The organism is Streptococcus sp. oral taxon 071 str. 73H25AP, assembly GCF_000146755.1.
Classification (GTDB): domain Bacteria; phylum Bacillota; class Bacilli; order Lactobacillales; family Streptococcaceae; genus Streptococcus; species Streptococcus oralis_T.
The window spans coordinates 560183-586277 of record NZ_GL397254.1 but is presented as its reverse complement, the minus strand read 5'-3'; the positions used below and the strand labels follow the sequence as shown (position 1 = coordinate 586277).

Sequence of the window (26095 nt, the reverse complement as noted above, 5' to 3'; positions counted from 1 at the left end):
GAAAGGATTATTCAGAGCTAAAAGCCGCAGCTTTTTGCATTTGGTAATACTTGCCCTTTCTAGTCATGAGGTCCTGATGGTTACCATACTCAACAATATCTCCATCTACCAAGACAAGAATCAAATCCGCATCCTGAATAGTTGACAAACGGTGAGCAATGATAAAACTTGTGCGCCCCTTCATCAGTTTAGCAAAGGCATCCTGAACTAGCACTTCTGTCCGTGTATCGATGGAGGAAGTCGCCTCGTCTAAGATAAGAATCTTAGGGATAGCTAGAAAGACTCGGGCGATGGTCAAGAGCTGGGCTTGACCGACAGATAGTGATTCTCCTGCATTTTCCAACTTGGTATCGTATCCCTGTGGCAACTGTTGGATGAAAAAGTCTGCATTGGCTGCTTTTGCAGCAGCAATCACCTGCTCCCGACTGGCTTCAGGATTTCCAAAGGCAATATTGTCATGAATAGTCCCTTGCTTGAGCCAGGTTTCTTGGAGCACCATCCCAAACTGCTGTCTCAATGACGCTCGGGTATAGTTGTAAATGGAACGACCGTCCAGCAAGATATCTCCTGAGTTAATAGGGTAAAAACGCATGAGGAGATTAATAAGAGTTGACTTACCAGCACCTGTCGGACCAACAATGGCTACCTTGCTACCAGCTGGGATATCTATAGACAAGTCCTTAATCAAGATCTTCTCAGGATGGTAGCCAAAAGAAACATGTTTAAAGGAAATAGCTCCCTTGACTTGGTCACTGGTCAAGATTTCCTTACCTGTTTCAACCACCTCTGGACTTTCTAAGACAGCATAGACGCGCTCTGCGCAAGCGAGAGCACTTTGCAACTCGGCTAACACTGAAGAAATATCGTTAAAGGGCTTGGTGTACTGTTGGACATAGTTTAAAAAAGTCACTAAACGTCCGATAGTCAAGGTGGAACCCATCATAATACGATAGGCTCCCACTCCAGCTAAAAGCGCATAAATGAGTGCATTGACAAAGCGAGTCGAAGGATTGACCGTTGATGAATAAAAGATGGCTGACTGAGAATAGCCTGCGTAGTTGGCATTCGCCTCATGCAGTCTTTGGATAAACTCTGTCTGAGCATTGAAAGACTGGATAATAGTTTGCTGGCTAAGAGACTCTTCAATCAATTGAGTCTGAATTCCTCTCGTCTCTGTTTGCTTCTGGAAGAGATGATAGGAGCGTTTGGCAATAAAGCGTGAAATCACCATGGACAGGGGTGTCAACAGCAAGACCAAGAGGGTCATGAGAAGGTGAATTTGGAGCATGGCTAGAATACTAACCAAAATCATCAAAACACCAATGAAAAATTGATTGAAAATCATGGTTAAGCCGGCTGCTAGCTGTTCTATGTCTGTGGTCACACGACTAACCATCTCTCCACTGCCCTGTCGATCCACAAAAGCAATCGGTAAACGATGGAGCTTATGAATGATTCGCTCTCGCAAGTCTCTGGTATAAGAGAAGATTAGACGATTATAGAGAAGGGGATTGATCCATTGCACCAGTGTATTTCCTATGACCACCAAGATCATCTGGAGAAAAATTTGCCAAAAAACTGGTGAAGAACCAGCCACTAGGACCTGGTCGATGACCTGACCAATCAGAATAGGTAGGTAAATTGATAAGCCAACTTGGACAATGGTTCCTAGAAAGGCTAGGAAAAGGAGGAAAGGATGGCTTGCTAAATCTTTTGCCAAACGTTTGAGCGTCTGGTTTGCAGTTTGTCGTCTCATATTAGTCCTCCTTTCCATGTTGGGATGCATTGATTTCGCGATAGACTTGGCTAGTCTTCATCAATTCCTCGTGCTTGCCAATAGCTAGTAGCTCACCTTTTTCCAAGAGGAGAATCTGGTCTGCCATCCGAAGTGTCGAAGTCCGTTGAGAAATCAAGATTAAACTTGTATTTGGCAAATTTTCTCGAATAGCTTTCAAGAGATTGGATTCGGTAATGGTGTCCAGTGCCGAGGTCGCATCATCTAGGATGAGAAATGGTGCTTGTCGCAAGACTGCTCGTGCGATAGACAGCCTTTGTTTTTGTCCACCTGAGAAATTTCGACCTCCTGCCTCAACTAGGGCATCCAAAAGTCCTTCCTTTTCACTGACAAAATCCTTAGCTTGCGCAATCTCCAAGGCCTGCCAGAGTTGCTGGTCAGATAGTTCTTGATTGAAACCCAAAGTCAAGTTGGAACGAATAGTTCCTTTAAAGAGCTCGACTTTTTGAGGTACATAGGCAATCCAAGACCGCCACTGCTCAAGATTACGAGGACTACATCCATCTCGATAAAGGTCAATGCTCCCCTTGTCTACTGGATAAAGTCCAAGTAAGACTTGCACCAAGCTTGACTTACCAGAACCTGTTCCCCCAATGATACCAAGGATTTGTCCTTGAGTCATATCAAAGGAAATGTTTCTCAGAGAAGGCTGAGCCGCATCAGGATAGGTAAAAGTCAATTCTTGGACTTGTAAAACCTGATTACTGGCAACTTGCTTTTGTTCTAACTCCGAATGGATATCTTCTGGAGCCTCAGCAAAGACTTCCTCGATTCGCTTGGCTGAGATATAGGATTGATTGAGAGAATTGATCAACATAGCAAGCTTGACCAATTCCACCAAGATCTGCAAGAGGTAGTTGATAAGGGCGATAAGAGCACCTTGACTGAGTAAACCTCCTTGAATTGAAATATAACCCTGCCAGATGATAACGAGGAGAGTTCCATTGACAATCAGATAGGTCAGAGGTGTTAATAAACTAGACCAGAAACCTGTTTTTTCTTGCAATCTAGCATAGACTTGGTTAAGGGTTTGAAAAATCTGTAACTCTCGTTTTTCTTGTCCAAAAGCACGAATAACTCGCATCCCTTGTAATTGCTGGCGTGTTTCCTGAACCAGTTGGTCCGTTTTCTTTCTCAGACTGCTGTAGAGAGGATTGACCAGCCGAGAAAGGCCTACAATGACAATGGTCAAAATGGCAACCATGACTAAGAACCAGAAAGTCAGCTCAGCCGAGATGCGATAGGCCATAAAGATAGCCCCAAAAACGATAATAGGCGCTCGCAAAAAGAGACGCAGGAATTGATTGATACCAGTCTGAATTTGGTAGGTATCCGAAGTCAAGCGAGTCACCAAGCTAGAAGTTGTCAAACGATCTCTGCTGTCCTTAGGTAAAGAAAGAATATGACGATAAAGATCGTCTGTCAATTCTTTGGCAAATCCAACCGCTGCCTTGGCTGAGTAATACTGAGCTACCAAGGCTACTAAAACGCCAATCACTGCAAAAATAAGGAGCAGGCCAATCTGCATCCAGAGATGACCTTGATCTCCCTTAGGCAAAGATTGGTCAACAATCCCAGCAATCACCATGGGAACCAAGAGCTCAAACACAGCTTCTAACAGCTTGAACAAGGGTGCTAAAATCGATTCCCTGATGTAGGGTTTAAAGTATGATAGTAGGTGTTTCATAGTTCTCTTCTATTCTTATACTCAATGAAAATCAAAAAGCAAACTAGGAAATTAGCCGCAGGCTGTACTTGAGTACGGCAAGGCGACGTTGACGTGGTTTGAATTTGATTTTCGAAGAGTATTATTCTGGAAATGAAGAAAGTGGGAAGCGCCCACCCTCTCTGTTTTATTTGCTTAAGTAAGGCAATAGATAGCCGTATCCTGCTTCTTCCATCTCATCCTTGGCCACAAAACGCAAGGAAGCTGAATTGATACAGTAACGGAGGCCTCCTGACTCCTGCGGTCCATCTGTGAAAACATGACCTAAGTGGGCATTGCCTGACCGAGAACGAACTTCGATTCGCTCCATCCCATGGCTCATGTCCTTGTAATAATGAATCAATTCCTTAGAAATCGGACGACTAAAGCTTGGCCAACCACAACCTGAGGCAAACTTATCCTTGGCAAAAAAGAGTGGCTCGCCAGTCGTGATATCTACATAAATCCCTTCTTCAAAGGTTTGGTCATAGGCATTAGAAAATGGAGCCTCTGTAGCAGCTTCTTGGGTGACACGGTAGGCTTCTTCAGTTAAGCTTTCCTTTAACACCTCTTGACTAGGCTTTTCATAATTTGCTGCATCAATCAATGGCTTATCTGCATCGGTCACATCGATATGACAGTAACCTGAAGGATTCTTCTTAAGATAGTCTTGGTGGTAGTCTTCTGCCAGAATGTAGTGGCGAAGTTTCTCCACTTCCACTGCAATCTTTCGACCAATCATGCGCTCCTGCTCCTGCACCACTGTGTAGATAGCTGGCAAGTCTGTTTCATCTTGGTAATAGATCCCAGTTCGATATTGGCGACCACGGTCATTCCCTTGCTGGTTGATAGATAAGGGATCGATGACTCGGAAATAATAGAGCAAAATCTCTCTGAGTGACACTGCCTTCTCATCGTAAATCACTTGAACCGTTTCTGCATGATCTGTTTCCTTGAGTAGCTGGTAATTAGTCGTTTCGACTTGCCCATTAGCGTAGCCAACACTGGTTGCTAGCACTCCAGAAATACGGGAAAAATATTCCTCTAAACCCCAAAAACAACCACCTGCTAGATAAATTTCTGCCATCTTTGTTTCTCCTTTATCAAGTTTTTAACTAGACTTCTTTTTAAAAAAAGGATAGGAAGCCCCTAGTCGAGACTTTCCCCATCCTATCATCTATTCTTTATTTGTCTTGGACACGGACACCTTGGGTATCCACCTTCAAATCATGAAGTTTTCCTTTGAAAGGTTGCTTTTCCAATTCTGCCTTAATCGTTGGCATCTTGTCATGAGAAGCCAAAACCATAACTGTCGGCCCAGCACCAGAGAGGTAGGTTGCATAGGCACCATTCTCTTTGGCTACTTGCTTAATCGTCACAAATTCACGAACCAAGTTCTGACGATAGCGCTCGTGGAAGAGGTCTCCCTCAATCGCTTGGCCAGCAGTCACCATGTCTCCTGCCAACAAAGCTGCAACAGCAACATTGGCAATCGAACTTGCCGCAACAGCTTCCTTGTAAGACAATTTCTTAGGCAAGACACCACGGCTGTCTCGAGTACGTAATTCATAGTTGGGAATGTAGGCTAGGAAATCACACTCGGGGAAGTCTGCTACGATAGCAGAAACTTGTCCATCAACAGAGCTCGCAACAACGAGATTTCCATAGATAGCTGGAGCCACATTGTCAGGATGCCCTTCAATCTTGGTCGCCAGCTGCAATTTGTCATGGTCAGATAAGTTGAGCTTGCCCAGTTGGTTAGCTAGTTCAATCCCAGCAACAATAACCGAGCTGGAAGAACCCAAACCACGCGCCAAGGGAACATCACTTGTCATTTTCAAGCGTCTCGGTTGCAAGTCAGGTGCAATTTGCAAGGCAATTTTAAGCAAAAGATTGCGCTCATCATGGGGAATCCATTTGCCAATCTGGTGTTCAATCAACCACTCATCTCGTTCTTCACAGACCTCAATTTGAAGATACTTGGTTACAGCTACACCGACCGAATCAAAACCTGGCCCGATATTTGCACTGGTTGCAGGTACAATAATCTTCATCTTATTCTCCTAACACCTTGAAGGTATTCAAGAGGTCAAATTCTGAAGCTTTGGCCAACTCTGCTGAAACATTCTCAAGTTGTGCTTTATTAATCTTATGAGTGATAATCACTACACGCGCCTTGTCACCCTCTTTGCCATCTTGGAGGATTTGCTTGAAGGAAATATCTTGAGCGTTGAAAATCTCAGCCAATTTCAAGACCTGACCTTTTGAGTCTGGAGCCAAGATTGAGAAGTAGTAATTAGCTTTGACATCTTCTGGATTAGCCAAGACCAAGTCACGGCTATATTCGTTGAAGTCTTTACCAATGGTACCATCATTCAAGCGACGAACGATACGGACAATGTCCGCTACAACACTTGTTGCAGTTGGTTTTTGACCCGCACCTGGTCCGTAGTACATCGATTCACCGATTCCGATAGACTCCACAAAGACTGCGTTCATTACCCCATTCACACTGGCAAGTGGATGTGCTTTAGGAAGGAAGGTTGGAGTCACTTCTGCAGCAATACCTGAAGGAGTTTCCTCGATGGAACCAACCAATTTCACTACATAGCCAAGGTCTTGGGCTACAGCTACGTCTTCTGGTGTGATGTTGCGGATTCCCTTGTGGGCTACATCGTCAAAGGCAACCTTCATACCAAAAGCAAACTGGCTCAAAATCACCATCTTGTAGGCTGCATCAATCCCATCCACGTCATTTGTAGGGTCGCTTTCGGCAAAACCTAGTCTTTGAGCTTCAGCCAGAGCATCATCATAAGACCAGCCTTCTTCCACCATCTTGGTCATCATAAAGTTAGAAGTTCCGTTAACGACACCAAGAACGCGCGTGATTTTATCAGAAGCCAATGAATTTGCTAAGGTACGAAGAATTGGAATACCACCAGCTACTGCCGCTTCGTAGTAAAGTGCTACATTATGCTCTTTAGCGATTTCTAGCAATTCTGCACCATGGACAGCCAAAAGGTCCTTGTTTGCAGTAACAATGTGTTTCCCAGCTTCCAAGGCACGAGTGATAAAGGTTTTAGCCGGTTCGATACGCCCCATCAATTCCACTACAATGGTAATGTCCTTGTCTGATAAAATATCGTCTACATTGGTTACAAAGTTAAAGTCATTTCCTGCTGCAAGCAAGCGGTTCTTTTCATCTTCATCCTTGACCAATACCTTGGCCACTTCAATCTCTGAATGAGCTGACTGGATAATTTTTTCTCCATTTTCCTTTAGGAGGAATGGCACACCACTTGCAACGGTACCAAATCCAAGTAAAGCAATTTTAACTGTCATGTTTGTCTCCTAGAAATTTTCTGATATAGCCATTATAACAGAATTTTGTGAAAATTCCTATTATAGTAAATCACTATTTCAGTCTGGTAAAGAAAAAACGAATCCCATGATTCGTCTTTCTTGATAAATGAAAATTGATTTTCAAAATCTACGAACTAACCTTTTGCAAACCAAGGACTGCATCGTGATTGATTAAGATTTGACCATACTCTTGTAAGACAGAACGACTGATATCACTATCATCTGCAAATTCACGCATACGAGCCAACAGCCAGGCTGGATATGGACTAGGATGATTTTCCACATCGACTAAGATAGTCAAATAATAGTGTCCATTCATCTTATAGAGTTCAGATGTTTCCATCTGGTAGTTAACCGTCTTTGCAAAAGCAACTAAGTCAGCAAGACTTGTAAAACGCAGGATATAGTAGATATAAGGTTCTTTCTTACTCTCAGTCTCCATTTCTGCCTGCTCTTGCTCTTCTTCCTTTGCTTCGACCTGCTCTAAAGATTGGATAGCTTCAATATCGTCCTTAGTCTTGTCTGCAATGCTCTTTTCCAAGGTTTTGAGAAATTCATCCGGCGACATTTGGGCTAATTCTTCCATGTCTGGTAGATCCGCCAAATCTTCAAAATCTAGATTTTGGTCAATCTTAGACTTGGTCACAAAGACATCGACCTTATCTGGTTTTGGCGTCACACGAAAACTCAGCATGCCACTATCCAAGAAATTGTCTGGCATCTCTAATTCATCTAAAATAGCATAGAAAAACTCTTCTGTTTTTTCCTGAGGAACGAGAAAGTCTGCAATTTCCATTCCTCGATCCATTAAATCATCTAAAGTCATCGTGATTTTCAGTGTTGTATCACTAATTTGTTTCATCTTCATATCTAGTAACCTCATACTTTCAGTCTATCTATTATACTAGATTTTTACGATTTTATCAAAAGAATGAAGCGAGAATATTGTATATTTAGAGTTAACTTTATAATATCAGCGTCAATATAAAACTTAAAAAACACCTTAAAATCAGGTTTAGTCCTACCTGATTCTAAGGTGTTTACACATCACATTTATTCCTCAATCATAGGGTGTGAAGAATTATCCTCAACATGAGATGAATTCTCAGCTGAAGTAGAAGTTTCAGTTATCTGCTCTTTCTTATCTTGTTCCACTGCTACAGTGGTTTGACTTATTTTCCAAATTCCTTCTTCGTTTACCTTGTAACCATCAGGTGTCGTTGCATTCTTCAATAAAGAACCATCAGCTTGGAAATAGTACCAGTTACTATCAATCTGTTTCCAACCAGTTTCCATAGCTCCTGTTTCATCAAAGTAATAATGTTCACCATTTACTTTATGAAGGCCAACCAACATGATTCCATCTTCAGGGTTGAGATAATACCAGACGCCTTTGTCTTTTATCCAACCAGTTTTCATGGCTCCATTTGATTCAAAGTAACGGTAATGATTATCAAACCATTTCCATCCAGTTTGCATGGCTCCAGATTTGCTAAAGTAATATTGCTTACCATCTACTTGGTGGAGGCCGACTAACATAACGCCTTCCTTACCTTCAAGATAATACCAGGCATCATCATCTTTCAACCAACCAGTTTGGAGTGCGCCAGACGTAGCGTAGTAATGCCAAGAATCATTTGACCATTGCCATCCAACTTGCATAGTACCTACAGAGCTGAAGAGATAGTTCTTACCGTCAATTTCTTTAGATCCTACAGCCATGATACCTGTTTCTGGATCCAAATAATACCATGATTCTTTATCTTTCAACCAACCAGTTTTCATAGCACCTGAGTTCGTATAGAAGTACCAGCTATTGTCTTGCCACTTCCAGCCAGTCTGCATGGCACCACTAGCATTCAAATAGTAACGAACACCATTAATATCTTGTCTGCCAGTTAACATGATGCCATCTTTATCCAGATAATACCATGTTTCCTGATCCTTGACCCAACCGGTTTTCATAGCTCCAGAACTTGCAAAATAGTTCCAGTGACCATCAACAAAGGCCCAGCCTGTTTGCATCATACCTTCTTGATTAAAGTAGTATGTGCTCCCATTGATATTCTTTTTACCGACAGTCCGTAATCCATCCTCATCATAGAAATACCAATCTGAGTCAATCTTTTGCCAAGTTGAAGGATTACCTGCTGTTTGTAGTGCACCACTTTCGCTAAAGAACATCTTCTTGCCATTAAAGACTTGATATCCTGTTAGCATCTTACCATCTTTATCAAATAGGTATTTCTGCCCCGCAATTTCTAAGAGTTCATTATAGCTTCTTGCTCCCGTTGATGTGATATAGTACCAATTACCATCTTGGTTAAACCAACCAGTTTCTCGCATGTCACCGTTGTTATTTAGGTAATACCAGTTTCCATCAATTTTTTCTCTAGAATCTTTCAAATGCAACCATTTGCCAGCTTGCATTTGTCCTTGTCCATTAAAGAAATAATAAACCCCATCTATTTTTCGCCAACCAATTGTCATTTCATCATCGGACAAGCGATATTTCCAGTAACCATCTTCTTTATACCATTTTTCTCTAACTGTCGGTATATCGGGGAAAACTTCCGAAACGTTAGTAAATCCTTCTTTATCTATATCAAAAACAGTCGCATCTTTGGTATGACTATAAGCTTTTACTATTTTTATATTCTTTTCTCGAAGTAGAGCTCTAGTGGATTCACGATTAATATCTGATCCACTTGTCTGAACAACAATACTTGGTGATAAATTATTAATAAAGTTAACTGTATTTGAAATTGTCGCATCATAATGATGGTTCCATTTCATCATATCAACCTTACCGATAACCGGGCCTAACTTATCTTCTGCTCCTTCGGCATTATCCAAATCTCCACCTAGATAGATTCTCTTTCCAGCTACAGTAACAACAGCAACTATTGAGTTTGAATTATCATCGAAAACCTTTTTAAGCTTTCCTTCACTGTCATACTCATTTTTGTAATTATAAAGCTGAATATCCATATCACCCATGGTAAAGTGACTGTCGTTGTCAGAGATATCTTGTATAAGATTTACACCACGTTCAAGAGCTGTTTTAACCGCATTATCATAGTTATAGAGATTATCCCACAACCTCCACTGTGTTGTAATGCGTTCATCTGAGTATCTTTTCAGATAAAATTTATCAACAGGATAATGTTTTAGTACTTCATCTGCAGAACCAATATGATCACTGTGGACATGAGTACCCAAGATAAAATCTAGTTTTTCAACACCAACCTGTTTCAGATGACGGAACAATCGATCCTCTAAAACTTGATCATTGTCCATGGTAATTCCCCACCTATCTGGATAACGTGGATTGCTTCCATCTGGGAAATCATAATCCTCACCCATATCAATTAAAGCAAAGTGCCCTTTGCTTTCTAAGAGAATGGCATCACTCCCTGACTTAGATTTTAAATTAATAAAGTGGATTCGATTACCATCCCCTGCGGAAATGGTATCCGCATCGACAGATGATAATTTGGCAGTCATAATTAAAGTAAATATGAGAAAACTAAATAATATTAACTTTCTTATCTTTGTATTCTTCATTGTATATCACACTTTCCTTTATCATTTCTATAAACCATCATTTTAACCTATTTTCGTGTATATGAATAGTACTATCCTGATTTTCCCAATAAACACTCAAAAGACTCGCTCTCCTATGAAACTGAGCTACTTCTCTATCTTACGATAGGCTTTTATACTATGGCTATACCACTCCTGCATTTCTTTTGATGGAGGAGTCATATAATCACCATACATCTGTGTTAAAAAGGCATCATAATTTTTAGGAATTGGCAACATTCTCCCTTCAAATTCTGTTAAAATCAGTTCTTTAAAGGTCCCTGCTGGAAAGACTTCTTTCATTTTTTCTTTTCCAACTCCAACAGCTCCTTCATAAGTAGGATTTTCTGTCATACTATTTTTTACTAATTGATCGATTTTCTTAAAGAAGTATCTCGGATTGACAAGTCTGAGAGGATACCATGTACACAAGCGGAGAAAGTCTTTTATTTTGCTATCTCCGTGAACCGCACGTTCTTTTTTGATATAGGCAAGCTGACGCAAAGCAACATATTTATAGCTCTTATCAATGATGCTCAAATCTGAAAATTGATCGATCGGAAAGACATCAATAAACAAACTAGTATCATGACGCTTATACTTTACATTATCCTCAATGACAGTTGATGTATCTAAAATAGCCGCAAAATTATGGAAATACCAAGACGAAGTATCATAGGAGAGGACTTGATAAATAGGATGCTGGTCCTCTTCAATAGCTTTCAATAAACGTTCATAGTCTTCTCTATACAGAGAAATATCAATGTCATCATCCCAAGGAATCATTCCTTTATGACGAACAGCTCCCAACATTGTTCCATAGCTGAGGAAATAAGAAATATTATTTTTTTTACAAATTTCGTCAATATAGTCCAAAATGCCCAATTGAATAGTTTTAATCTCATTTTTTTCTAAGTACTGCATTTAATCCTCCAATTTATAGGCTTCAAATTCGTGGATATAAATCTGTTTTTCTTTAGGTGGAAGAGTCATATAATCTCCATAATACTGTTTCAAAATAACATCGTATTGTTTCGGTGCCGAAAGCGTCCGATGTTCAAAAGGGACTTCAATTAAATCTTCAAAAATTTCTTTGGTAAAGACTTCTTTTTCCTTCAACTTAGAAGGAATAAAAGCGATATATTTACCATCTTTTACCCTATACTTTTGAATTTGCTTTTCAATCTGATGAGCAAAAAAACGAGGAGAAATAGGTCGAAGAAGAAGCCAGAATAAAGTACGAATCAAATCTTTTAACTTGCTATCTCCATAAACAATATTCTTGTGCTTACTGAAGGATAATAACTTAAAGCTTTCCAACTTATAGCAGATATCAACGACCTTAGTATCATTAAATGTATCCATCGGAAAGATATCAATGAATACACCCGAATCATAAGTTTTTGTATTTCTCGTATCAATTATTTTTGTTGTAGGATCTACTATTTTGATAAAGTTATTAAAATATTGGTCATCCGTTTCTAACGAGAGAAGTTTATATCTTGATTGCTTCTCACTAAATAACTGAATAAACTTTTCATAGTTTTCACGAGTCATAGAAAGGTCTATATCATCATCCCAAGGAATAAATCCCTTGTGTCGAATAGCACCAATCAAGGTCCCATAGTTAATACAATAGTTGATGCCGTGCTCCTTACAAAAGGAATCTATAAAGTCTAAAATATCAAGTTCAATCTTTTTAGCTTCTTCAATGCTTAATTTTCTCATATATTCCTCCTATTATTTTATAACGCGTTTTTTTAGCGAAATAAAGTGTCCTAAAAATTCATAGAAAATACTATCTTTTGTCCATACTAGTAGACCAATATAACTGAGTGCAGATAATGCCATAATGATAAACATATTAATAAAGAGTGGCAAGTTGATAACCATTTGTACCGGATATATAAAATTGACTAGGAAGTAAATCAGAATAAATGTCGTTGAGAAGAGAGAATACCGTAAAGTATACTTTAGAATGTGCTGTAAGTTGATGAGTTTACGCTTATTAATAAAGAGAATATAAAGAATCAAAAGGAATGTTTCAGATAGCATAGTTGTAATCAGATAATACTCTGGTGTATAGATATCATAAAAATAAAGTAAACTATCTAAAATAAGGTTCAAAATACCCGCAAAAACAGTATAGAGGGTAATTCTTCTCTCATATCCATTTGTAAAGAGAATTTGTGATCCTAGAATAGTATCTAGAGCGAGAATAATCGTACGGACAGCAAAGAGGGAAGTTAAAATACCGCCACCTATATATTTTTCACTACCATATACTAAGATAGCTTGGGGTCCCAAAATCATTAAGCCTATACTAAGAGGAATGATAAAGAAATTGAAAATACGACTTCCTCGGTTAACTAGATTTACATACTCCTCTTTCTTTCCTTTTCCAAGATAATAACTTAAACGAGGGACACTAACCCCAATTGCACCTGTAACAACACCCGCAATAACCGTTACAATTCGTTGTGCAATAGTATAGTAGCTGACATTCACATCAATCCCCGTCTTCACAAGAAATAGACGGTCAAGAAAAGTAAATAACATATTTGCATTTGCGAAAATAAGCATGGCTGTCAGTGGAAGGATAAGCGGTTTGAATTCACTTAGTGAAACTTTTACAAATTTTATATCTCGTTTAATCCAGAAATAACTAATGAGATAGTTAATTAAGGTTGACAGACTCATTACCAGAGTATAAACAACAATATCGTGTTCGTTTTTTACAAATAAAAATATTGATACCAACATGAGAACACGTATGAAAGCTGTTTTATAAAATAAAAAGCTATAATTTTCAAGCGCCTCATTAACCCACTCAATTGAAAAAATCTGAGCAACGAGTTGCACTCCCATTACTAAATAGATCTTTTTAATAATAGGATTAGCTGTAAAGAATAATGGATAGGAGAAAACATACACAAGTGTTGTAATAATAGTACAAGCAACACACAAATAAAAGAGACTAGAGAAAACTTTGTTTAGCTCTTTTTTATTATCTTTCACATTGCTAATGGCACGAAGACCGTAGTTATAAACCCCATAAGTTGCAAAGGGCAAGAAGAAAGATAAGATGGTATCAACAGAGTTAAAATAACCATAATCTGTTCGATCCAAAACACGAGCAACATATGTACCTGTTAAAATAGGGAAAATAATATTTAAAACACGAATCCCCATAAAAGCCAGAGCATTTAATTTTATACTTTTCATTCAATTTACCTCGTTGTTTATTATATCATAAAGTTAGTTAAAAAGGCCTTTTTGATTGAGAAAACTAGTTTCAACAGCGCATTTCTATTTCGCTTATTATAAGTTTCCTCTTTGTTAAAAGATAGGTTGATAACCCTAATATCATTGGATTTCCTTTCTACCTTATCGTAGACATAAAAAAGAGGACCATCACGTCCTCTTTAAATATTGAACCTCTTCACTTTTTTATGAAGATACTTTATAGATTGAAAGCTATGACTCCTAAAACTGAACGATTTAGATTTCTAACCATCTGCAAGCTTTCTTCAAATTTTTTATAACGAGTAACACCATATTCCTCAACGAATAGAACATTGTCCGTTGCTAAAAGATCTTTTACATTTTGCAAATCTACAAAATGAATACCCTCTATATTTAATTTGTAATTTTCTTGTAATTTCTTTAAGATACGACTATCTGAACTGACAACCGCTAATGGTTGACCTTCACATCTATAACTCAAAAGTTGTGATAGGTTATCATTGGTAGTGATATTTGAAACAAAATCTAGTTGATAGGCCAAAAAGTCGCCTGCACGATTAATTGTAGGATTAAAAATATAGACAAGAACATTTCCCATAATAAGGAGAACAACACATAGAACTCCTATAACTGCTAAGCGCAAAACTAGATTTTTAAGATTGAAGCCAACTGTAATTTCACCACTAGGATTTAATTCTTTTGAATTGACTGTTTCTAGCTTTTCAATTTTAACATTTGCATAGGTACTCTTAAATTTATCAATTAATGAATCAAACTTAGTCTCAAGAAAATCATTTACCTCTTTGCTAGGTGTTAAAATTTTGATACTTACACCTGCGTCATCAATTAATGAATTTACCGTCAATTTTTTAGTCCAGTAGTCACTGGTTGAATTTTTTAAAGCTGATTCTGTCGTATCCAAATCACTAGCAATTTTTTTCATTTTATCTGAATCAACATCATTAAAAAGAAAGGCTCCATTTAGATTACCGTCAATTAATTTGGCATAAAAATCACTGTATCTTCCAGCTTGGTGGTTCAAAATTACTTTTGAAGAATCCTCTGGAGGCGTAATTTTATAAGTAATATAAGTTGAATAGCTAGATGTATCTTTCACCGTATTTTTGTTTTTGACCGCTGTAAGCGTAAATGGCACAGCGATAAGTGCAAATAAAACAATCAAAACTAGCAGATTCATTTTCCGTTTTTTATAGAGATTTGCAAATAGATCCTCTACTGAATAGTGTTCAAACATGAGTTAACTCCTTTTTTGTATTAGATATTGATTTTTTTTAGTAATCATTTTAGCGACAAATAGCATAACAAGAACAATTCCCCAGAATTGCATTGTAAACAGGTTAAAGAAACTTTCCGAAAAGCTACTTCTTGGCATAAAGAAGATATTATTCAAGATTAATAGGGACAAAGCGAATAAGATGGTTTTCGAGCGATAAGCAACTTGCAACATTGCTATAAATAATAAGCCAAGTAGGAAACTTAGTAGGAAAACTCCCATCATACCATAATCGGTATACAACTCCATGATATAACTACTACCAATACCATGACCTCTTAAGTATTCCTTGTTTAGGACAAGATAAGATAGGTTATTAGCGTAGCTATTACTATCAATGGCTAATTCAATACTATTTGTTGTATGTTCAAATGGTTTCGCTCCAAAAATGATTCCCAAACTTCCCCTTGCAAAATAGTCAATTATAGGACCAAAGGTGAAATTCCGAAAATCTCTATAAGGGAGACTACTGTTGTATAAAAATCCTCTTGCCAATACTCCAAAACTGGTCCCCTGTTTATAAATAAAATCAAGAAGAATATCCCAAAATCCTGTATGAGAAACTTGCACATTATCGCGCACATAATTAAGAATTCCCATTGCTAACATAAGAATAGGTGATCCAACAAAAATCGCCAATTTTTCTTTGAAGCCAATCCATTTTCCCTTTTCAGTCTGCTCACGCATAAAATAATATACGAAAGCAAATAGAATACTTAAAATGAAAGGATTACGTGTTCCTATTGCTAAATGAATGGTATTTGCGATAATAAAGGACACTAGCACTGCTGTCGCGTGTAATTTCTTTGGTTTAGTTGCCAAGTACATACACATCGCATAAACCGTAAATGTCGACAAGATATAGGTAAAATATGGAAGTTGACTCTCAAAATTTGCATAATAGTTGTAATAAGAAGTCTGTAAACGATAAAGTAAACGTTCAAGTAGTCTTAAAAAGTAAAATGGATAGGTAATCAAAAATACACTCAGTGATACAAAACGTAAGTTTTTTATAAAGTTTACAGTAGATTCATGTCTAACTTCTATATCGTGAACTTTTTTTCTGTTAATGTAATAACTCGCAATGAATCCTCCTATTGTCAGTCCCAATATTGAGACAATTACCACCAAAAAAGAAAAACGGTAAGCAATAGGTTGGTAAGTGTCTAAGGCACCATCTCTAAAGTAATCTATCGTGGGTCTGGATACCAAAAATATAAAAATTGTAACATAAAAAATAAAGTGAATTAAATAATATTTTATATTATTCCAGCAAAATAGAAGGCTACTAATCAACAACAATAGTAGAGTCGTTAACAGTACGACATTTTCATTTGTAAACAAATAAGTGATACCACTCAAAATTGTTAAGAAATAGCTTAGAATGGTCGCACAAAGCAATATTCGTTTGCCATCAATCATTTCTCTCCTCCTTTTCTAATTGATTTTTCTTGACTGTTCAATATTTTTTAGTAACAATATTCGATACAATCGTATGTTTAAAAATAGAGCTAAAGCACTAATTCGTCTCCCCATTCTAAAAATAGGATTTTTAAAAATAGAAAAAGCGTGCTTCTTCAAAAAATGATAAATCGCTGGATATCCTTTAATTTCTCTGTAATTCTCTCTCAAAAGCATCTTATCCAAAATAAAGAAGTGGGCATAGGCCAATCTGAAGAAAGCGACCTCTTTCAAGTCAGGATAGTTTTTCACAACTTCATTGTAAAACTTTTGGTAGATATCAATATAGGCTAAATCTTTCTCTGCATACGGTTTGGTCGTAATGCTATCCCCTCTATGGAAATAGTAATAATAGGGTTTGGTATTAACAACGTACTTCCTAGCCAACTTGATTAAATCAAAATGATAATAGGCATCTTCGTAAATCAATCCCTTAGGAAAGGATAGGGCAGTTGTAATCTCTCTCTTGATCAACTTATTGCAGATCGTTCCTGGTATTTTTTCACCTATAAGGTATTCCCTCAGAAATTTTTGAGAATCACAGACAAAATAATCATCCTGTTTGGCTGACTGTGGGCTTTCATCATTTGCATAGACATTCATGACGCCACAGCTAGAAACATCTGCATCTTCTTGAATTAATTGCTCATATAAACTCTGAATCATTTCTGGATGGATATAATCATCCGAGTCAATAAAAATCAGATAATCCCCATGAGCCTGCTTCATTCCATCGTTTCGCGCTTGTGACAGGCCTTCGTTATTTTTATGAAGCACTAACATCCTATCATCTTGTTCAGCGATTGAATCACACAAGCGACCACTTTCATCCGTTGACCCATCATCAACAAGAATGATTTCCAGATTTTGATAGGTCTGCTTCTGAATGGAAGCTATCGATTTTTCTAGGTATTGCGCCACATTATAGACTGGAACAATCACACTAATTAATGCAGTTTCCATGCTACTCCTCTAATAGTTTTTCTACTTGTTCGATTTGTTTGGCAATTGTAAATTGTTGAATGAATTGGCTGGCTTCATTAATATCAAAGTTTGAAGCAGAAGTCATATAGTTCGTAATTGCCTGAGCTGCCTCTTGATTGCTCTCAATGATTTGTCCGAATCGACCTTCTTGGGATAATTCCTCGGCACCTCCGACATCAGTAGAGACAAAAGGGATTCCAAGACTCAAGGCTTCCACATACACTCCAGGAAACCCTTCTTGTTTAGACATAGATAGGAGAACTTTCATCTGAGATAAATACTGATAAGGATTTTTTTGATAACCAAGGAAATGTACATAATCCTCAAGCCCATACTCTTGGACTCGTTTTTTCAGTTCCTCTTCCATATCACCAGCACCTATAAAGTAAAGGTGATAATTTTTTCCTTCTTGGTGTAATAACCGTATCACTTCCACCACACGGTCGGACCCCTTATTTTCCTCAATCCGTCCAATAGTACAGATACTTTGAGGCGCAATCTCGATATCAATCTTCTCTTGAGATTTTTCTAAAATAGTCTTAAAATCGTAACCATTGTATACCGTTTGCAATTTCGAAGCATAGTCTGGGTACACTTCTTTGATAGAATTACTGGTCTTTTTTGAAATTCCTACTATAGCATCCGCAGCATCCAACTGACATCTATGCGATTCACGTTTTGAACTATCCTTTAGGAATTCCTCAATACTTCCATGAATCCAAGATATCTTCTTTACTTCTTTTCTTTTAGAGAACAAAAGTGGTGGATTCATAATGGTAAAAGAAACTTCAACATCATAGTCATCTTTCACAAGCAAGCGACGAGTCAGTCTTGGAAAATAGATTCTCATTCTCCACAAAAGAGCTCGTAACCATCTTGGTTGACGATAATCCTGAAAAGCCTTTAAAATATGAACATTGTTGGGAACCATTTCATACCCCTTATCAAAGTGTTCCATTTCAAGAATATCAATATCATACTTTTCTGGATCCAGATTTGAAACAATGGTAGATAGAATCTTCTCTGCTCCGCCTCCGAGAGAAAAAGACCACATAAAGAATAAGATTTTTTTCTTAGCCACCATATTCTCCCTTATACTCTGTGTAGCTCTTGTCCATGTCTGCTATAATGGCATCATGATGCGGTACTTGCTTGTCTGCTGGTGGTGGTGTCATATAATCCCCAAAAGCAGTGCTGAGATAGGCATCATAGCCGACTGGAATAGGCATCTCAGTTCCTTCAAATGGCAAGAAGAGATTATCTTCAAAGGATGCGATTGGGTACTTGTTTCGCATGTAGCCAGGTCCTGAGCATAATTCCGTGATTCCATCACTCTCTGATAAAGTGTACTTGGTCATTTCTTTCTCAGCTTTTTTCCAAATGCGATAACGTAGAGATTTTGGCGTCAAGCCGAGTAAAATCCGACTTCCCCATTTCATGACTGCTCCATGCTTTTCTGGGACAGTTTGGGCGCAAAAGAGTGAATAAATCAAGGCCCAGCGGACTTGTTTCTTACGCTCAGCTGGATTTTTAGGATAATAATCTAAAGGTAAAACATCCAAAGCTAAACCGTGTGGCAAATCCAAATCCTTCTGATAAGGCTTGATACAAGTTGTTTCCTTATCACGAATAGTAATAAAAAGGTTACGATCTACAAAATCCTTGTGACTCTTTGACAAGAAATAACGCTCATCTGCATAACGAGGCCATAGTTCAACTAATTTTTCATAGTCCTTACGCGGCATGAAAAAGTCTAGATCATCATCCCAAGGAATGAAGCCCTTATGACGAAGGGCGCCAATGGCTCCTCCACCACAGAGGTAGCATAACAAATCATGTTCTTTACAAAATGCGACGAAATATTCAGCCATTTCCAGACTACGAGCCTGAATCGCTTTCAAATCACTCATATCTCTCCTCTTCTGTCCAATAACGAGTTATATCATTTTATTATACCATAAAAAAGCTATAAAAATCTATCAGATAGTAAGAAAAACCAAAGCTCATACCACCATTTCACTAGTGAATCAAACTTTGATTTTCATTTATCGCCTCTTATCTCATTCCCATTTGAGCGAGTTTTGTTTGGTATTTATTTTGATCGACAAGAAGTCCTTGCCCTCCATAGACATCATAAGCATCTACCCAGTCACCAAGTTCGGGTACCGTGAGTCTTTCAATGCCATTTTGAGCACCTTCTAGGACAGATAATCCATTGGTCAACAAGAAGCTATATGGTAGATTTGTTGATGTCATGCCAAAAACTTTTCCAAGTGCCTCTGATCCTGTAAAGAGCTTGGTTGGATCTTTGATCTGCTCAAGAACAGCTGACATGACTTGTTGCTGACGTTTGGTACGGCCGTAGTCTCCCTCATCATCATCACGGAAGCGAGCATAGTTCAGCAAGGTGGATCCATTCATCTGCTGTTTTCCAACTTTAATGGTTTGGGTTGGCGACTCTGTCTCTGTTGCATGCAGATCATCTCCAACTGTAGCTTCTGTCAAAGGTTGACCATTCAATGTTGAGAATTGGGCATCAATTGTTACTCCGTCAGGGAAGAGGGTATCAATGGCTGTTGCAAAGGCCTGGAAGTCGACCAGGGCATAGTATTTAATATCCAAGTCAAAGTTGTCTTTTAGAACCTTACGGACCATTTCTGCCCCTTTTTGCCCTTCTTGTTCCCCAAGTTCATAGGCAACATTTAGTTTGTTATCCATCTGTTTCTGGCCATTTACAATCTTACTATACCCGTTGATATAAACTAAGTTGTCACGCATAAAGCTGACTAGCTTGATCTTTTTATCCGATCCGCTGACATTTAGTACCATGATCGTATCGGTACGGGTTTCTGCACTATTTTGACCGATACGGCCATCTGTCCCCATGACTAGGATATTCACACCGTCTTTAGTATCTTGACCATTAAAGACCTCTACTTGAGCTGCCTTGGCGTCAGCTGGCTTATTGCTAGTAGTTGCCGACTGGAAACCTCGAAGAAACATAATAATCATGCCCGCAGCAACACATGTAATCAACAGCAAGAGCCAAGTCAGTATTCGTTTGAAGCGAATTCTTCTTTTTTTCTTTTTGACTTTAGGCAGAGGAGTTACCTTTTCATGTCTCTTAGATCGACTTCTACTGCCATAAGTCGGAAGATCAATATCTCTACCCCAAGTTTCTTCTTTTTCTTCTTGGTAGAAATGGTGAACTTCAGGCTTGGGACCTGCCATTTTTTGTTGCAGATAATCAAACTCCCTCCGTTCACGGTCGTTGAGGTAATGAATATTTTTGAAGAGATAGTCATAGCGTAACTGCTCGTGATGACTTAAAGGATTTTCTTTGCTCATTGACTCTCCTTTTCTAAATCGGTTATGGTAAAAATCGGGTAGGTTCCCAGTATCTTGTGCTGAATTCCAATGGCTTCTAGTTCTTGTCTGGCAAAATGAACCAGTTCTTTGTCACTATAGTCTATATCGATAATGAAAAAGTACTCTCCCAAGGCTGTTTTAAGGGGGCGACTTTCAATCTTTGTTAAGTCAATCCCTCTCCAAGCAAAGGTCGAAAGTGCCTTGTAAAGAGCACCAGGTAGGTTGTCTGGTAAGGTCAAGGCCAAACTCATTTTTTCAGCTTGCGAGTTCAAAGGAATCTTCGGTATCTCTGCCCCTAACACCCAAAAACGTGTGAAATTGGCTTCCATCTCCTGAATATCCTCTGCAATTAATTCCAAGCCATATTCTTCAGCTGAACTTTTAGGAGCAATAGCTGCATAAGGCTGATCTGGATGTTCTGAAATAAATCGAGCTGCATAGGCAGTACTGGCTGTTACCTCTATTTTAGCATCTGGATAGTGTGCATCAATGAACCTCTTTCCTTGAGCCAGAGCCTGAGGATGAGAAAAGATTTTCTCAATTTTTGAGTAACCTGGAACCACCATCAACTGCTGGTGAATAGGCTGGACGATTTCTGCGACTGCTTGGATACGAGCCTGATGAAAAAGGTAATCCAAGGTTTCATGAACACTACCCTCGATAGAATTTTCAACTGGTACCACAGAATAGTCCACTAAGCCTTGTTCATAGGCCTTGATAACATCTGTGATATTGGCAAAAGCCTGCAATTCCTCTTTGGGAAATGCTGTCTGCACAACATGATGCGAAAAAGATCCCTTGGGACCTAGATAGGCAATTTTCATCTCAGTTCCTCTATAATTTCCTCTGGGCTTAGCTTGGTCACATCCAAAACCCGACTGGCTACTTCCTCATACCAGGCCTGTCTTTTTTGAAAAATAGCTGCCAGTTCTTCCTTGCTATTATTTAGAAAAAGGGGACGCTGATTGTCCTTATCAGCTGCGATACGTTGGTAGAGAGTTTCAAAATCTGCTTTTAGGTAGATGTTATCAGGATTGGTCTTGAGCAAGTCACGATTTAGCTGAGAAATAACAACTCCTCCGCCAGTTGACACAACTCGGTCCGTTTTTAGTAAGTCAGCTAAAACTTCTGACTCCACCTGACGAAAGGCCTCTTCTCCCTTTTCAGCGAAAAAATTCGCAATGGACATGCCCAAACGTTCCTCGATTAAGGCGTCCATATCAATGTAGTCTGGGTTCAATCCTCTAGCGATTGTCGACTTGCCAGCACCCATAAATCCGAGTAATACCTTAGCCATGAATCAAGCTCTCCAAATCATCAAAGAAGCTAGGATAGCTGGTATTGATGGCTTCAGCACGGTCAAGTTCCACTTCTCCATCAGCAACCAAGAGGGCTGCGATGGCTGTCATCATCCCAATTCGATGGTCACCAAACGTATTGACTCTAGCGCCATGAAGTCTTGATTTTCCTTTGATAATCATCCCATCTGCTGTAGGAGTGATATCCGCCCCCATGCTATTTAAAGCATCTGCCACCACCTGAATGCGGTCTGTTTCCTTGACCTTGAGTTCCTCAGCATCCTTAATGACTGTTTCACCTTGCGCTTGTGTCGCTAAAAGGGCAATAATGGGCAATTCATCAATCAAGCGTGGAATCAAGGCTCCACCAATCTCTGTTCCTTTCAGGTCTGAAGACTCGACAGTCAGCGTTGCAGATTTAGCGATTGGGTCGATTTCAGTTATTTCTAATTTTCCACCCATGGCACGAATGACATCAATAATACCAGTACGCGTTTCATTGATCCCCACATTCTGTAGCACCACACGAGAGTTTGGCACAATCAAACCAGCGATCAACCAAAAGGCGGCACTGGAAATATCTCCTGGAACAACTACCTTTTGTCCTGTCAGTTTTTGTGGTCCTTGGACTGTGATCTTTTTGCCATCCACACTTAAATGACCACCAAATTGCTGAAGCATATCTTCGGTGTGGTTACGAGTACATTCTTTCTCGAGAATAACGGACTCCCCCTGAGCCTGCAAGGCTGCAAATATCAAGGCAGACTTGACCTGAGCAGAGGCGATTGGCAACTCATAGTGAATTGGTGTTAGGTTTTTAGTACCTTTCAAGTACAGAGGAGGCAAGTCTCGCTCTGTTTGACCAGAAATGCTGACGCCCATTTTTTTCAGAGGAATCGTCACACGGTCCATAGGGCGTTTAGAAAGACTATCATCTCCAAACATCTCTACTTCGAAGTCTGCACCAGCAAGGACACCTGAAATCAGGCGAATCGAAGTGCCAGAATTCCCCATATCCAAGGCGTTCTGCGGAGCTTTTAAGGCATCCATGCCTACACCTTGAATGGTAATAACCCCATCTTTGTCCTCAATTTTAACACCAAGGTCACGAAAAACCTGCATGGTTGAGAGCACATCCTCTCCACGCAGAATATCATATACCTTGGTTTCTCCCTCAGCCAAACTTCCAAAAATAATCGAACGGTGGCTGATAGACTTGTCACCTGGAACTCGGATACTGCCATGTAAGTGGCGAATGTTTGTTTTTAGTTTCATAGTTGACCTCATACTTGCAATACTTTTCTTATTTTATCACAAAAAAGCCAGAAATTCCTGAAATTTCTGGCTTTTATACAGATAAAATACTATTTCAATAATTCTGAAACAGGTTCAAAGACAATTTTTTCAATGTCTGAAAGGTAAATGGACAATTGTTGCTGTTTGGCAAAGAAATCTGACAAAAGAGCGTTCTCTTGGATTTGCTTGCTGAAGGACTGCATCTTTTCTTGGAAAGAGGCGTCTGGCATTTTCCCCGTTTGCGCCATGACTTGGATTTCTTGCTGGAAGGCGATATAGTCTGCAAAAATCTTGCTAGCTTGTTCATCAGCTTGGATGGCATCTTTTGCAGTCTTAACCGCCTTGTATTCTGGTAATTCGCGTAACCCACGACTAAGTTCATTTGCACTATCGTAAATATTTGACATGATTTTCTCCTTATTTGATGACGACTGTGTAGTCCGTATTTTCTGAAATTAAGCGCTCAGCTCGTTCTAAATCTTGAGCATTTTTAAAGGAAATTTGTAGAATCCCGTGAATATCCTCACGGTTTTCTTCGTTGATGTGGATGTTGACCAAGGAAGTTCCTCGTAGCAGTTCCAAAATCCGCAAGATAACATCTTCTTCATCGGGAACATCGACATAGAGGTCATAAGAACTGTCCACTCCACCACGCTTATGGATTTCCATGGCCTGACGTTGCTCACGCGCTTGGTTGAAAAAGTTCCAAATCTGCTCTTCTTCCCCCTTGCTAATAGCCTGACCAATCCCATCTAAGCGTTCCTTGAAATCCTCAATCCGCTCTAGGATGGTCTCGCGATTGGACAAAAGAATAGAAGTCCACATACCTGGTTCACTCTCTGCAATTCGAGTCATATCTCGAAAACCACCCGCCGCAAAGCGCCTTGTCATCTCATGTTCTTGAGCATAGACAGCTGTTTGCTCCATGAGACCTGATGCCAAGATATGGGGAAAATGGCTAATCTGTGAAGTTACACGATCGTGCTCCTTGGCATCAATTTCAATGAAACGAGCATGGAGACCAGAAAGTAGGTTCTTCATTTCCTCAATCGTATCTGGACTAGTCAAGCTAGATGGAGTAAAGATATAGTAGGCATTTTCGAAGAGATTAACATCGGCAGAGGCAGCTCCTGTCTTGTGGCTACCAGCCATGGGATGAGCCCCGACAAAACGAATTGACTTGCCAGCCAAGTATTCCTCAGCAACTTCCACAATGGAAGCCTTGGTCGAGCCAGCATCCGAGATAATGACGCCTTCTTTCAAGTTCAAACCTGCCAACTCCTGAATAAAAGCAATGGTCTGCTTGATCGGCAAGGTCAGAATGATGACATCTGCCAGAGGAGCAAAACTGGCAAAATCATCCGTTGCTCGGTCAATTATCCCCCGCTCCAAGGCAATGTCTCTCGAAGTCTGACTGCGATTGTAACCTAGAATTTCGTAATCGGGATGATCGCGCTTGATACCAAGCGCCATCGAGGCACCAATCAAACCGAGACCTGCGATATAGATGGTTTTTGCCATAGAGACTCCTTAATAGTTCTTTGTATACTCACGGTGTTTGGCTACCGCTTCTTTTAATTCCTCTAGGTTGTCCGATGAGAATTTTTCAAGAATTTCCTGCGCCAGAACTGTTGCCACAACAGCCTCCATGACAACACCTGCTGCTGGAAGAGCGGTCGGATCACTTCTTTCCACAGTTGCCTTGTAAGGTTCGTGAGTCTCGATATCCACACTCATCAATGGTTTATAGAGAGTGGGAATTGGTTTCATAACACCACGAACAACAATTGGTTGCCCATTGGTCATGCCACCTTCGAAACCACCTAGATTATTGGTACGCCGAGTATATCCGTCTTCTTTAGACCAGAGAATTTCATCCATAACTTGGCTGCCTTTGCGGTAACCAGCTTCAAACCCAAGACCAAATTCCACCCCTTTAAAGGCATTGATAGAAACAACTGCTTGGGCCAATCGCGCATCCAATTTTCTGTCCCATTGAACAAAGGAACCAAGGCCAACTGGAACACCTCCGACGACTGTCTCCACAACCCCACCGATGGTATCACCGTCACGTTTGATTTGATCAATATAGTCCTTGATTTCTTGTTCTCGTTCTTGGTTGACAATAGAAACTTCAGATTGGGCAGCTCTTTGCTTAATCTCAGCGACTGTTAGATTTTCGGGAACATCGATTTCCTTGCCACCAAAGATCACGACATGATTAGCAATCTCCATATCCAGTTCAGCTAAGAGGCGTTTGGCCACTGCCCCAACTGCCACCCTCATTGTAGTTTCACGGGCGGATGAGCGCTCCAAGGAATTACGCAAATCGTCAAAACGGTACTTGATGCCCCCTACCAAGTCGGCATGACCTGGACGAGGATGAGTGATTTTCCGTTTGCTTTTTAGGCGGGCTTCAATGTCCTCAGCAGACATGATATCCAGCCATTTTTGGTGGTCTTTATTGACGACATCCATGGTAATAGGAGCTCCTGTCGTCTTCCCATGGCGAATGCCAGAAGTAAAGACAACCTGGTCACTCTCAATCTTCATACGACCACCACGACCATATCCACCCTGACGACGTTTCAGATCCTCATTGATGGTCTCTGCTGTCAAAGGAAGTCCAGCAGGAATTCCTTCAATGATAGCTGTCAGACGGGGTCCATGTGATTCTCCCGCAGTTAAATATCTCATAG

22 protein-coding genes are annotated in these 26095 nt (G+C 39.6%); all 22 read right to left on the bottom strand.

Features of this window, described 5'->3' with window-relative positions; genetic code table 11:
• Window positions 1-7 precede the first annotated feature (7 nt).
• A complete protein-coding gene (locus HMPREF9189_RS05145; protein ID WP_001254287.1) occupies window positions 8-1756 on the bottom strand; it encodes an ABC transporter ATP-binding protein in 1749 nt (582 codons plus the stop codon).
• A gap of 1 nt (window position 1757) precedes the next feature.
• Entirely contained in the window at window positions 1758-3482 is a 1725-nt protein-coding gene (locus tag HMPREF9189_RS05140) for an ABC transporter ATP-binding protein (RefSeq protein WP_000681731.1), read from the bottom strand.
• A gap of 166 nt (window positions 3483-3648) precedes the next feature.
• Window positions 3649-4587 (bottom strand): peptide-methionine (R)-S-oxide reductase MsrB, encoded by a 939-nt coding sequence (gene msrB, locus HMPREF9189_RS05135; protein WP_000818186.1) that lies wholly within the window; start codon window positions 4585-4587, stop codon window positions 3649-3651.
• Between the two features lie 97 nt (window positions 4588-4684).
• Entirely contained in the window at window positions 4685-5554 is an 870-nt protein-coding gene (thrB, locus tag HMPREF9189_RS05130; RefSeq protein ID WP_000692407.1) for a homoserine kinase, read from the bottom strand.
• Between the two features lies 1 nt (window position 5555).
• A complete protein-coding gene (locus HMPREF9189_RS05125) occupies window positions 5556-6842 on the bottom strand; it encodes a homoserine dehydrogenase (protein WP_000216342.1) in 1287 nt (428 codons plus the stop codon).
• Window positions 6843-6990: 148 nt separating this feature from the next.
• Window positions 6991-7731 carry an adaptor protein MecA gene (gene mecA / locus HMPREF9189_RS05120; RefSeq protein WP_000782707.1) on the bottom strand — a complete coding sequence of 247 codons (741 nt, stop codon included), beginning with the start codon at window positions 7729-7731 and terminating at the stop codon, window positions 6991-6993.
• 185 nt (window positions 7732-7916) lie between these two features.
• Window positions 7917-10430: an MBL fold metallo-hydrolase gene (locus HMPREF9189_RS05115; RefSeq protein WP_009755291.1), complete on the bottom strand. Its 2514-nt coding sequence runs from the start codon at window positions 10428-10430 to the stop codon at window positions 7917-7919.
• A gap of 126 nt (window positions 10431-10556) precedes the next feature.
• Window positions 10557-11372: a phosphorylcholine transferase LicD gene (locus HMPREF9189_RS05110; protein ID WP_001199662.1), complete on the bottom strand. Its 816-nt coding sequence runs from the start codon at window positions 11370-11372 to the stop codon at window positions 10557-10559.
• Window positions 11373-12176 carry a phosphorylcholine transferase LicD gene (locus HMPREF9189_RS05105; RefSeq protein WP_001228896.1) on the bottom strand — a complete coding sequence of 268 codons (804 nt, stop codon included), beginning with the start codon at window positions 12174-12176 and terminating at the stop codon, window positions 11373-11375.
• Between the two features lie 12 nt (window positions 12177-12188).
• Window positions 12189-13673 carry an oligosaccharide flippase family protein gene (locus HMPREF9189_RS05100; RefSeq protein ID WP_000835884.1) on the bottom strand — a complete coding sequence of 495 codons (1485 nt, stop codon included), beginning with the start codon at window positions 13671-13673 and terminating at the stop codon, window positions 12189-12191.
• Window positions 13674-13911: 238 nt separating this feature from the next.
• Complete coding sequence (locus tag HMPREF9189_RS05095) at window positions 13912-14949, bottom strand: hypothetical protein (protein WP_000461511.1); 1038 nt, start codon at window positions 14947-14949, stop codon at window positions 13912-13914.
• A gap of 3 nt (window positions 14950-14952) precedes the next feature.
• A complete protein-coding gene (locus tag HMPREF9189_RS05090) occupies window positions 14953-16410 on the bottom strand; it encodes an O-antigen polysaccharide polymerase Wzy family protein (RefSeq protein WP_000565073.1) in 1458 nt (485 codons plus the stop codon).
• Between the two features lie 15 nt (window positions 16411-16425).
• Window positions 16426-17412, bottom strand: coding sequence for a glycosyltransferase family 2 protein (locus HMPREF9189_RS05085; protein ID WP_000446987.1), 987 nt, complete (start codon window positions 17410-17412; stop codon window positions 16426-16428).
• 1 nt (window position 17413) lies between these two features.
• The gene (locus tag HMPREF9189_RS05080) at window positions 17414-18517 is read right to left on the bottom strand and encodes a glycosyltransferase (RefSeq protein ID WP_000225879.1); all 1104 of its coding nucleotides are present in this window, start codon (window positions 18515-18517) and stop codon (window positions 17414-17416) included.
• Window positions 18507-19343: a phosphorylcholine transferase LicD gene (locus HMPREF9189_RS05075; RefSeq protein ID WP_001281436.1), complete on the bottom strand. Its 837-nt coding sequence runs from the start codon at window positions 19341-19343 to the stop codon at window positions 18507-18509. The genes HMPREF9189_RS05080 and HMPREF9189_RS05075 overlap by 11 nt, the downstream gene beginning before the upstream one ends.
• A gap of 145 nt (window positions 19344-19488) precedes the next feature.
• Window positions 19489-20781 carry an LCP family protein gene (locus HMPREF9189_RS05070; RefSeq protein WP_000032318.1) on the bottom strand — a complete coding sequence of 431 codons (1293 nt, stop codon included), beginning with the start codon at window positions 20779-20781 and terminating at the stop codon, window positions 19489-19491.
• Window positions 20778-21626, bottom strand: coding sequence for a prephenate dehydratase (gene pheA, locus HMPREF9189_RS05065; protein WP_000686431.1), 849 nt, complete (start codon window positions 21624-21626; stop codon window positions 20778-20780). Before pheA ends, HMPREF9189_RS05070 begins: the two co-directional genes overlap by 4 nt.
• Window positions 21623-22099, bottom strand: a complete 477-nt coding sequence (locus HMPREF9189_RS05060; protein ID WP_001151396.1) for a shikimate kinase — start codon at window positions 22097-22099, stop codon at window positions 21623-21625. Before HMPREF9189_RS05060 ends, pheA begins: the two co-directional genes overlap by 4 nt.
• A complete protein-coding gene (aroA, locus tag HMPREF9189_RS05055; protein WP_000769897.1) occupies window positions 22092-23375 on the bottom strand; it encodes a 3-phosphoshikimate 1-carboxyvinyltransferase in 1284 nt (427 codons plus the stop codon). Before aroA ends, HMPREF9189_RS05060 begins: the two co-directional genes overlap by 8 nt.
• A gap of 89 nt (window positions 23376-23464) precedes the next feature.
• On the bottom strand, window positions 23465-23803 hold the full coding sequence (locus tag HMPREF9189_RS05050) for a YlbF/YmcA family competence regulator (protein WP_000065983.1): 339 nt from the start codon (window positions 23801-23803) through the stop codon (window positions 23465-23467).
• A gap of 10 nt (window positions 23804-23813) precedes the next feature.
• Window positions 23814-24917: a prephenate dehydrogenase gene (locus HMPREF9189_RS05045; protein ID WP_001140494.1), complete on the bottom strand. Its 1104-nt coding sequence runs from the start codon at window positions 24915-24917 to the stop codon at window positions 23814-23816.
• Between the two features lie 9 nt (window positions 24918-24926).
• Window positions 24927-26093 (bottom strand): chorismate synthase, encoded by a 1167-nt coding sequence (gene aroC, locus HMPREF9189_RS05040; RefSeq protein ID WP_001269889.1) that lies wholly within the window; start codon window positions 26091-26093, stop codon window positions 24927-24929.
• Window positions 26094-26095 lie beyond the last annotated feature (2 nt).

What these genes read in the sequence shown, in the direction of transcription:
- thrB (WP_000692407.1), bottom strand. Translation starts at nt 5,554, where the DNA reads ATGAAGATTATTGTACCTGCAACCAGTGCAAATATCGGGCCAGGTTTT.
- HMPREF9189_RS05140 (WP_000681731.1), bottom strand. Translation starts at nt 3,482, where the DNA reads ATGAAACACCTACTATCATACTTTAAACCCTACATCAGGGAATCGATT.
- mecA (WP_000782707.1), bottom strand. Translation starts at nt 7,731, where the DNA reads ATGAAGATGAAACAAATTAGTGATACAACACTGAAAATCACGATGACT.
- HMPREF9189_RS05110 (WP_001199662.1), bottom strand. Translation starts at nt 11,372, where the DNA reads ATGCAGTACTTAGAAAAAAATGAGATTAAAACTATTCAATTGGGCATT.
- HMPREF9189_RS05125 (WP_000216342.1), bottom strand. Translation starts at nt 6,842, where the DNA reads ATGACAGTTAAAATTGCTTTACTTGGATTTGGTACCGTTGCAAGTGGT.
- HMPREF9189_RS05085 (WP_000446987.1), bottom strand. Translation starts at nt 17,412, where the DNA reads ATGGAAACTGCATTAATTAGTGTGATTGTTCCAGTCTATAATGTGGCG.
- HMPREF9189_RS05075 (WP_001281436.1), bottom strand. Translation starts at nt 19,343, where the DNA reads ATGAGTGATTTGAAAGCGATTCAGGCTCGTAGTCTGGAAATGGCTGAA.
- HMPREF9189_RS05050 (WP_000065983.1), bottom strand. Translation starts at nt 23,803, where the DNA reads ATGTCAAATATTTACGATAGTGCAAATGAACTTAGTCGTGGGTTACGC.
- HMPREF9189_RS05080 (WP_000225879.1), bottom strand. Translation starts at nt 18,517, where the DNA reads ATGGTGGCTAAGAAAAAAATCTTATTCTTTATGTGGTCTTTTTCTCTC.
- HMPREF9189_RS05095 (WP_000461511.1), bottom strand. Translation starts at nt 14,949, where the DNA reads ATGTTTGAACACTATTCAGTAGAGGATCTATTTGCAAATCTCTATAAA.
- HMPREF9189_RS05045 (WP_001140494.1), bottom strand. Translation starts at nt 24,917, where the DNA reads ATGGCAAAAACCATCTATATCGCAGGTCTCGGTTTGATTGGTGCCTCG.
- HMPREF9189_RS05060 (WP_001151396.1), bottom strand. Translation starts at nt 22,099, where the DNA reads ATGGCTAAGGTATTACTCGGATTTATGGGTGCTGGCAAGTCGACAATC.
- aroC (WP_001269889.1), bottom strand. Translation starts at nt 26,093, where the DNA reads ATGAGATATTTAACTGCGGGAGAATCACATGGACCCCGTCTGACAGCT.
- HMPREF9189_RS05145 (WP_001254287.1), bottom strand. Translation starts at nt 1,756, where the DNA reads ATGAGACGACAAACTGCAAACCAGACGCTCAAACGTTTGGCAAAAGAT.
- pheA (WP_000686431.1), bottom strand. Translation starts at nt 21,626, where the DNA reads ATGAAAATTGCCTATCTAGGTCCCAAGGGATCTTTTTCGCATCATGTT.
- HMPREF9189_RS05070 (WP_000032318.1), bottom strand. Translation starts at nt 20,781, where the DNA reads ATGAGCAAAGAAAATCCTTTAAGTCATCACGAGCAGTTACGCTATGAC.
- HMPREF9189_RS05105 (WP_001228896.1), bottom strand. Translation starts at nt 12,176, where the DNA reads ATGAGAAAATTAAGCATTGAAGAAGCTAAAAAGATTGAACTTGATATT.
- HMPREF9189_RS05100 (WP_000835884.1), bottom strand. Translation starts at nt 13,673, where the DNA reads ATGAAAAGTATAAAATTAAATGCTCTGGCTTTTATGGGGATTCGTGTT.
- aroA (WP_000769897.1), bottom strand. Translation starts at nt 23,375, where the DNA reads ATGAAACTAAAAACAAACATTCGCCACTTACATGGCAGTATCCGAGTT.
- HMPREF9189_RS05115 (WP_009755291.1), bottom strand. Translation starts at nt 10,430, where the DNA reads ATGAAGAATACAAAGATAAGAAAGTTAATATTATTTAGTTTTCTCATA.
- HMPREF9189_RS05090 (WP_000565073.1), bottom strand. Translation starts at nt 16,410, where the DNA reads ATGATTGATGGCAAACGAATATTGCTTTGTGCGACCATTCTAAGCTAT.
- msrB (WP_000818186.1), bottom strand. Translation starts at nt 4,587, where the DNA reads ATGGCAGAAATTTATCTAGCAGGTGGTTGTTTTTGGGGTTTAGAGGAA.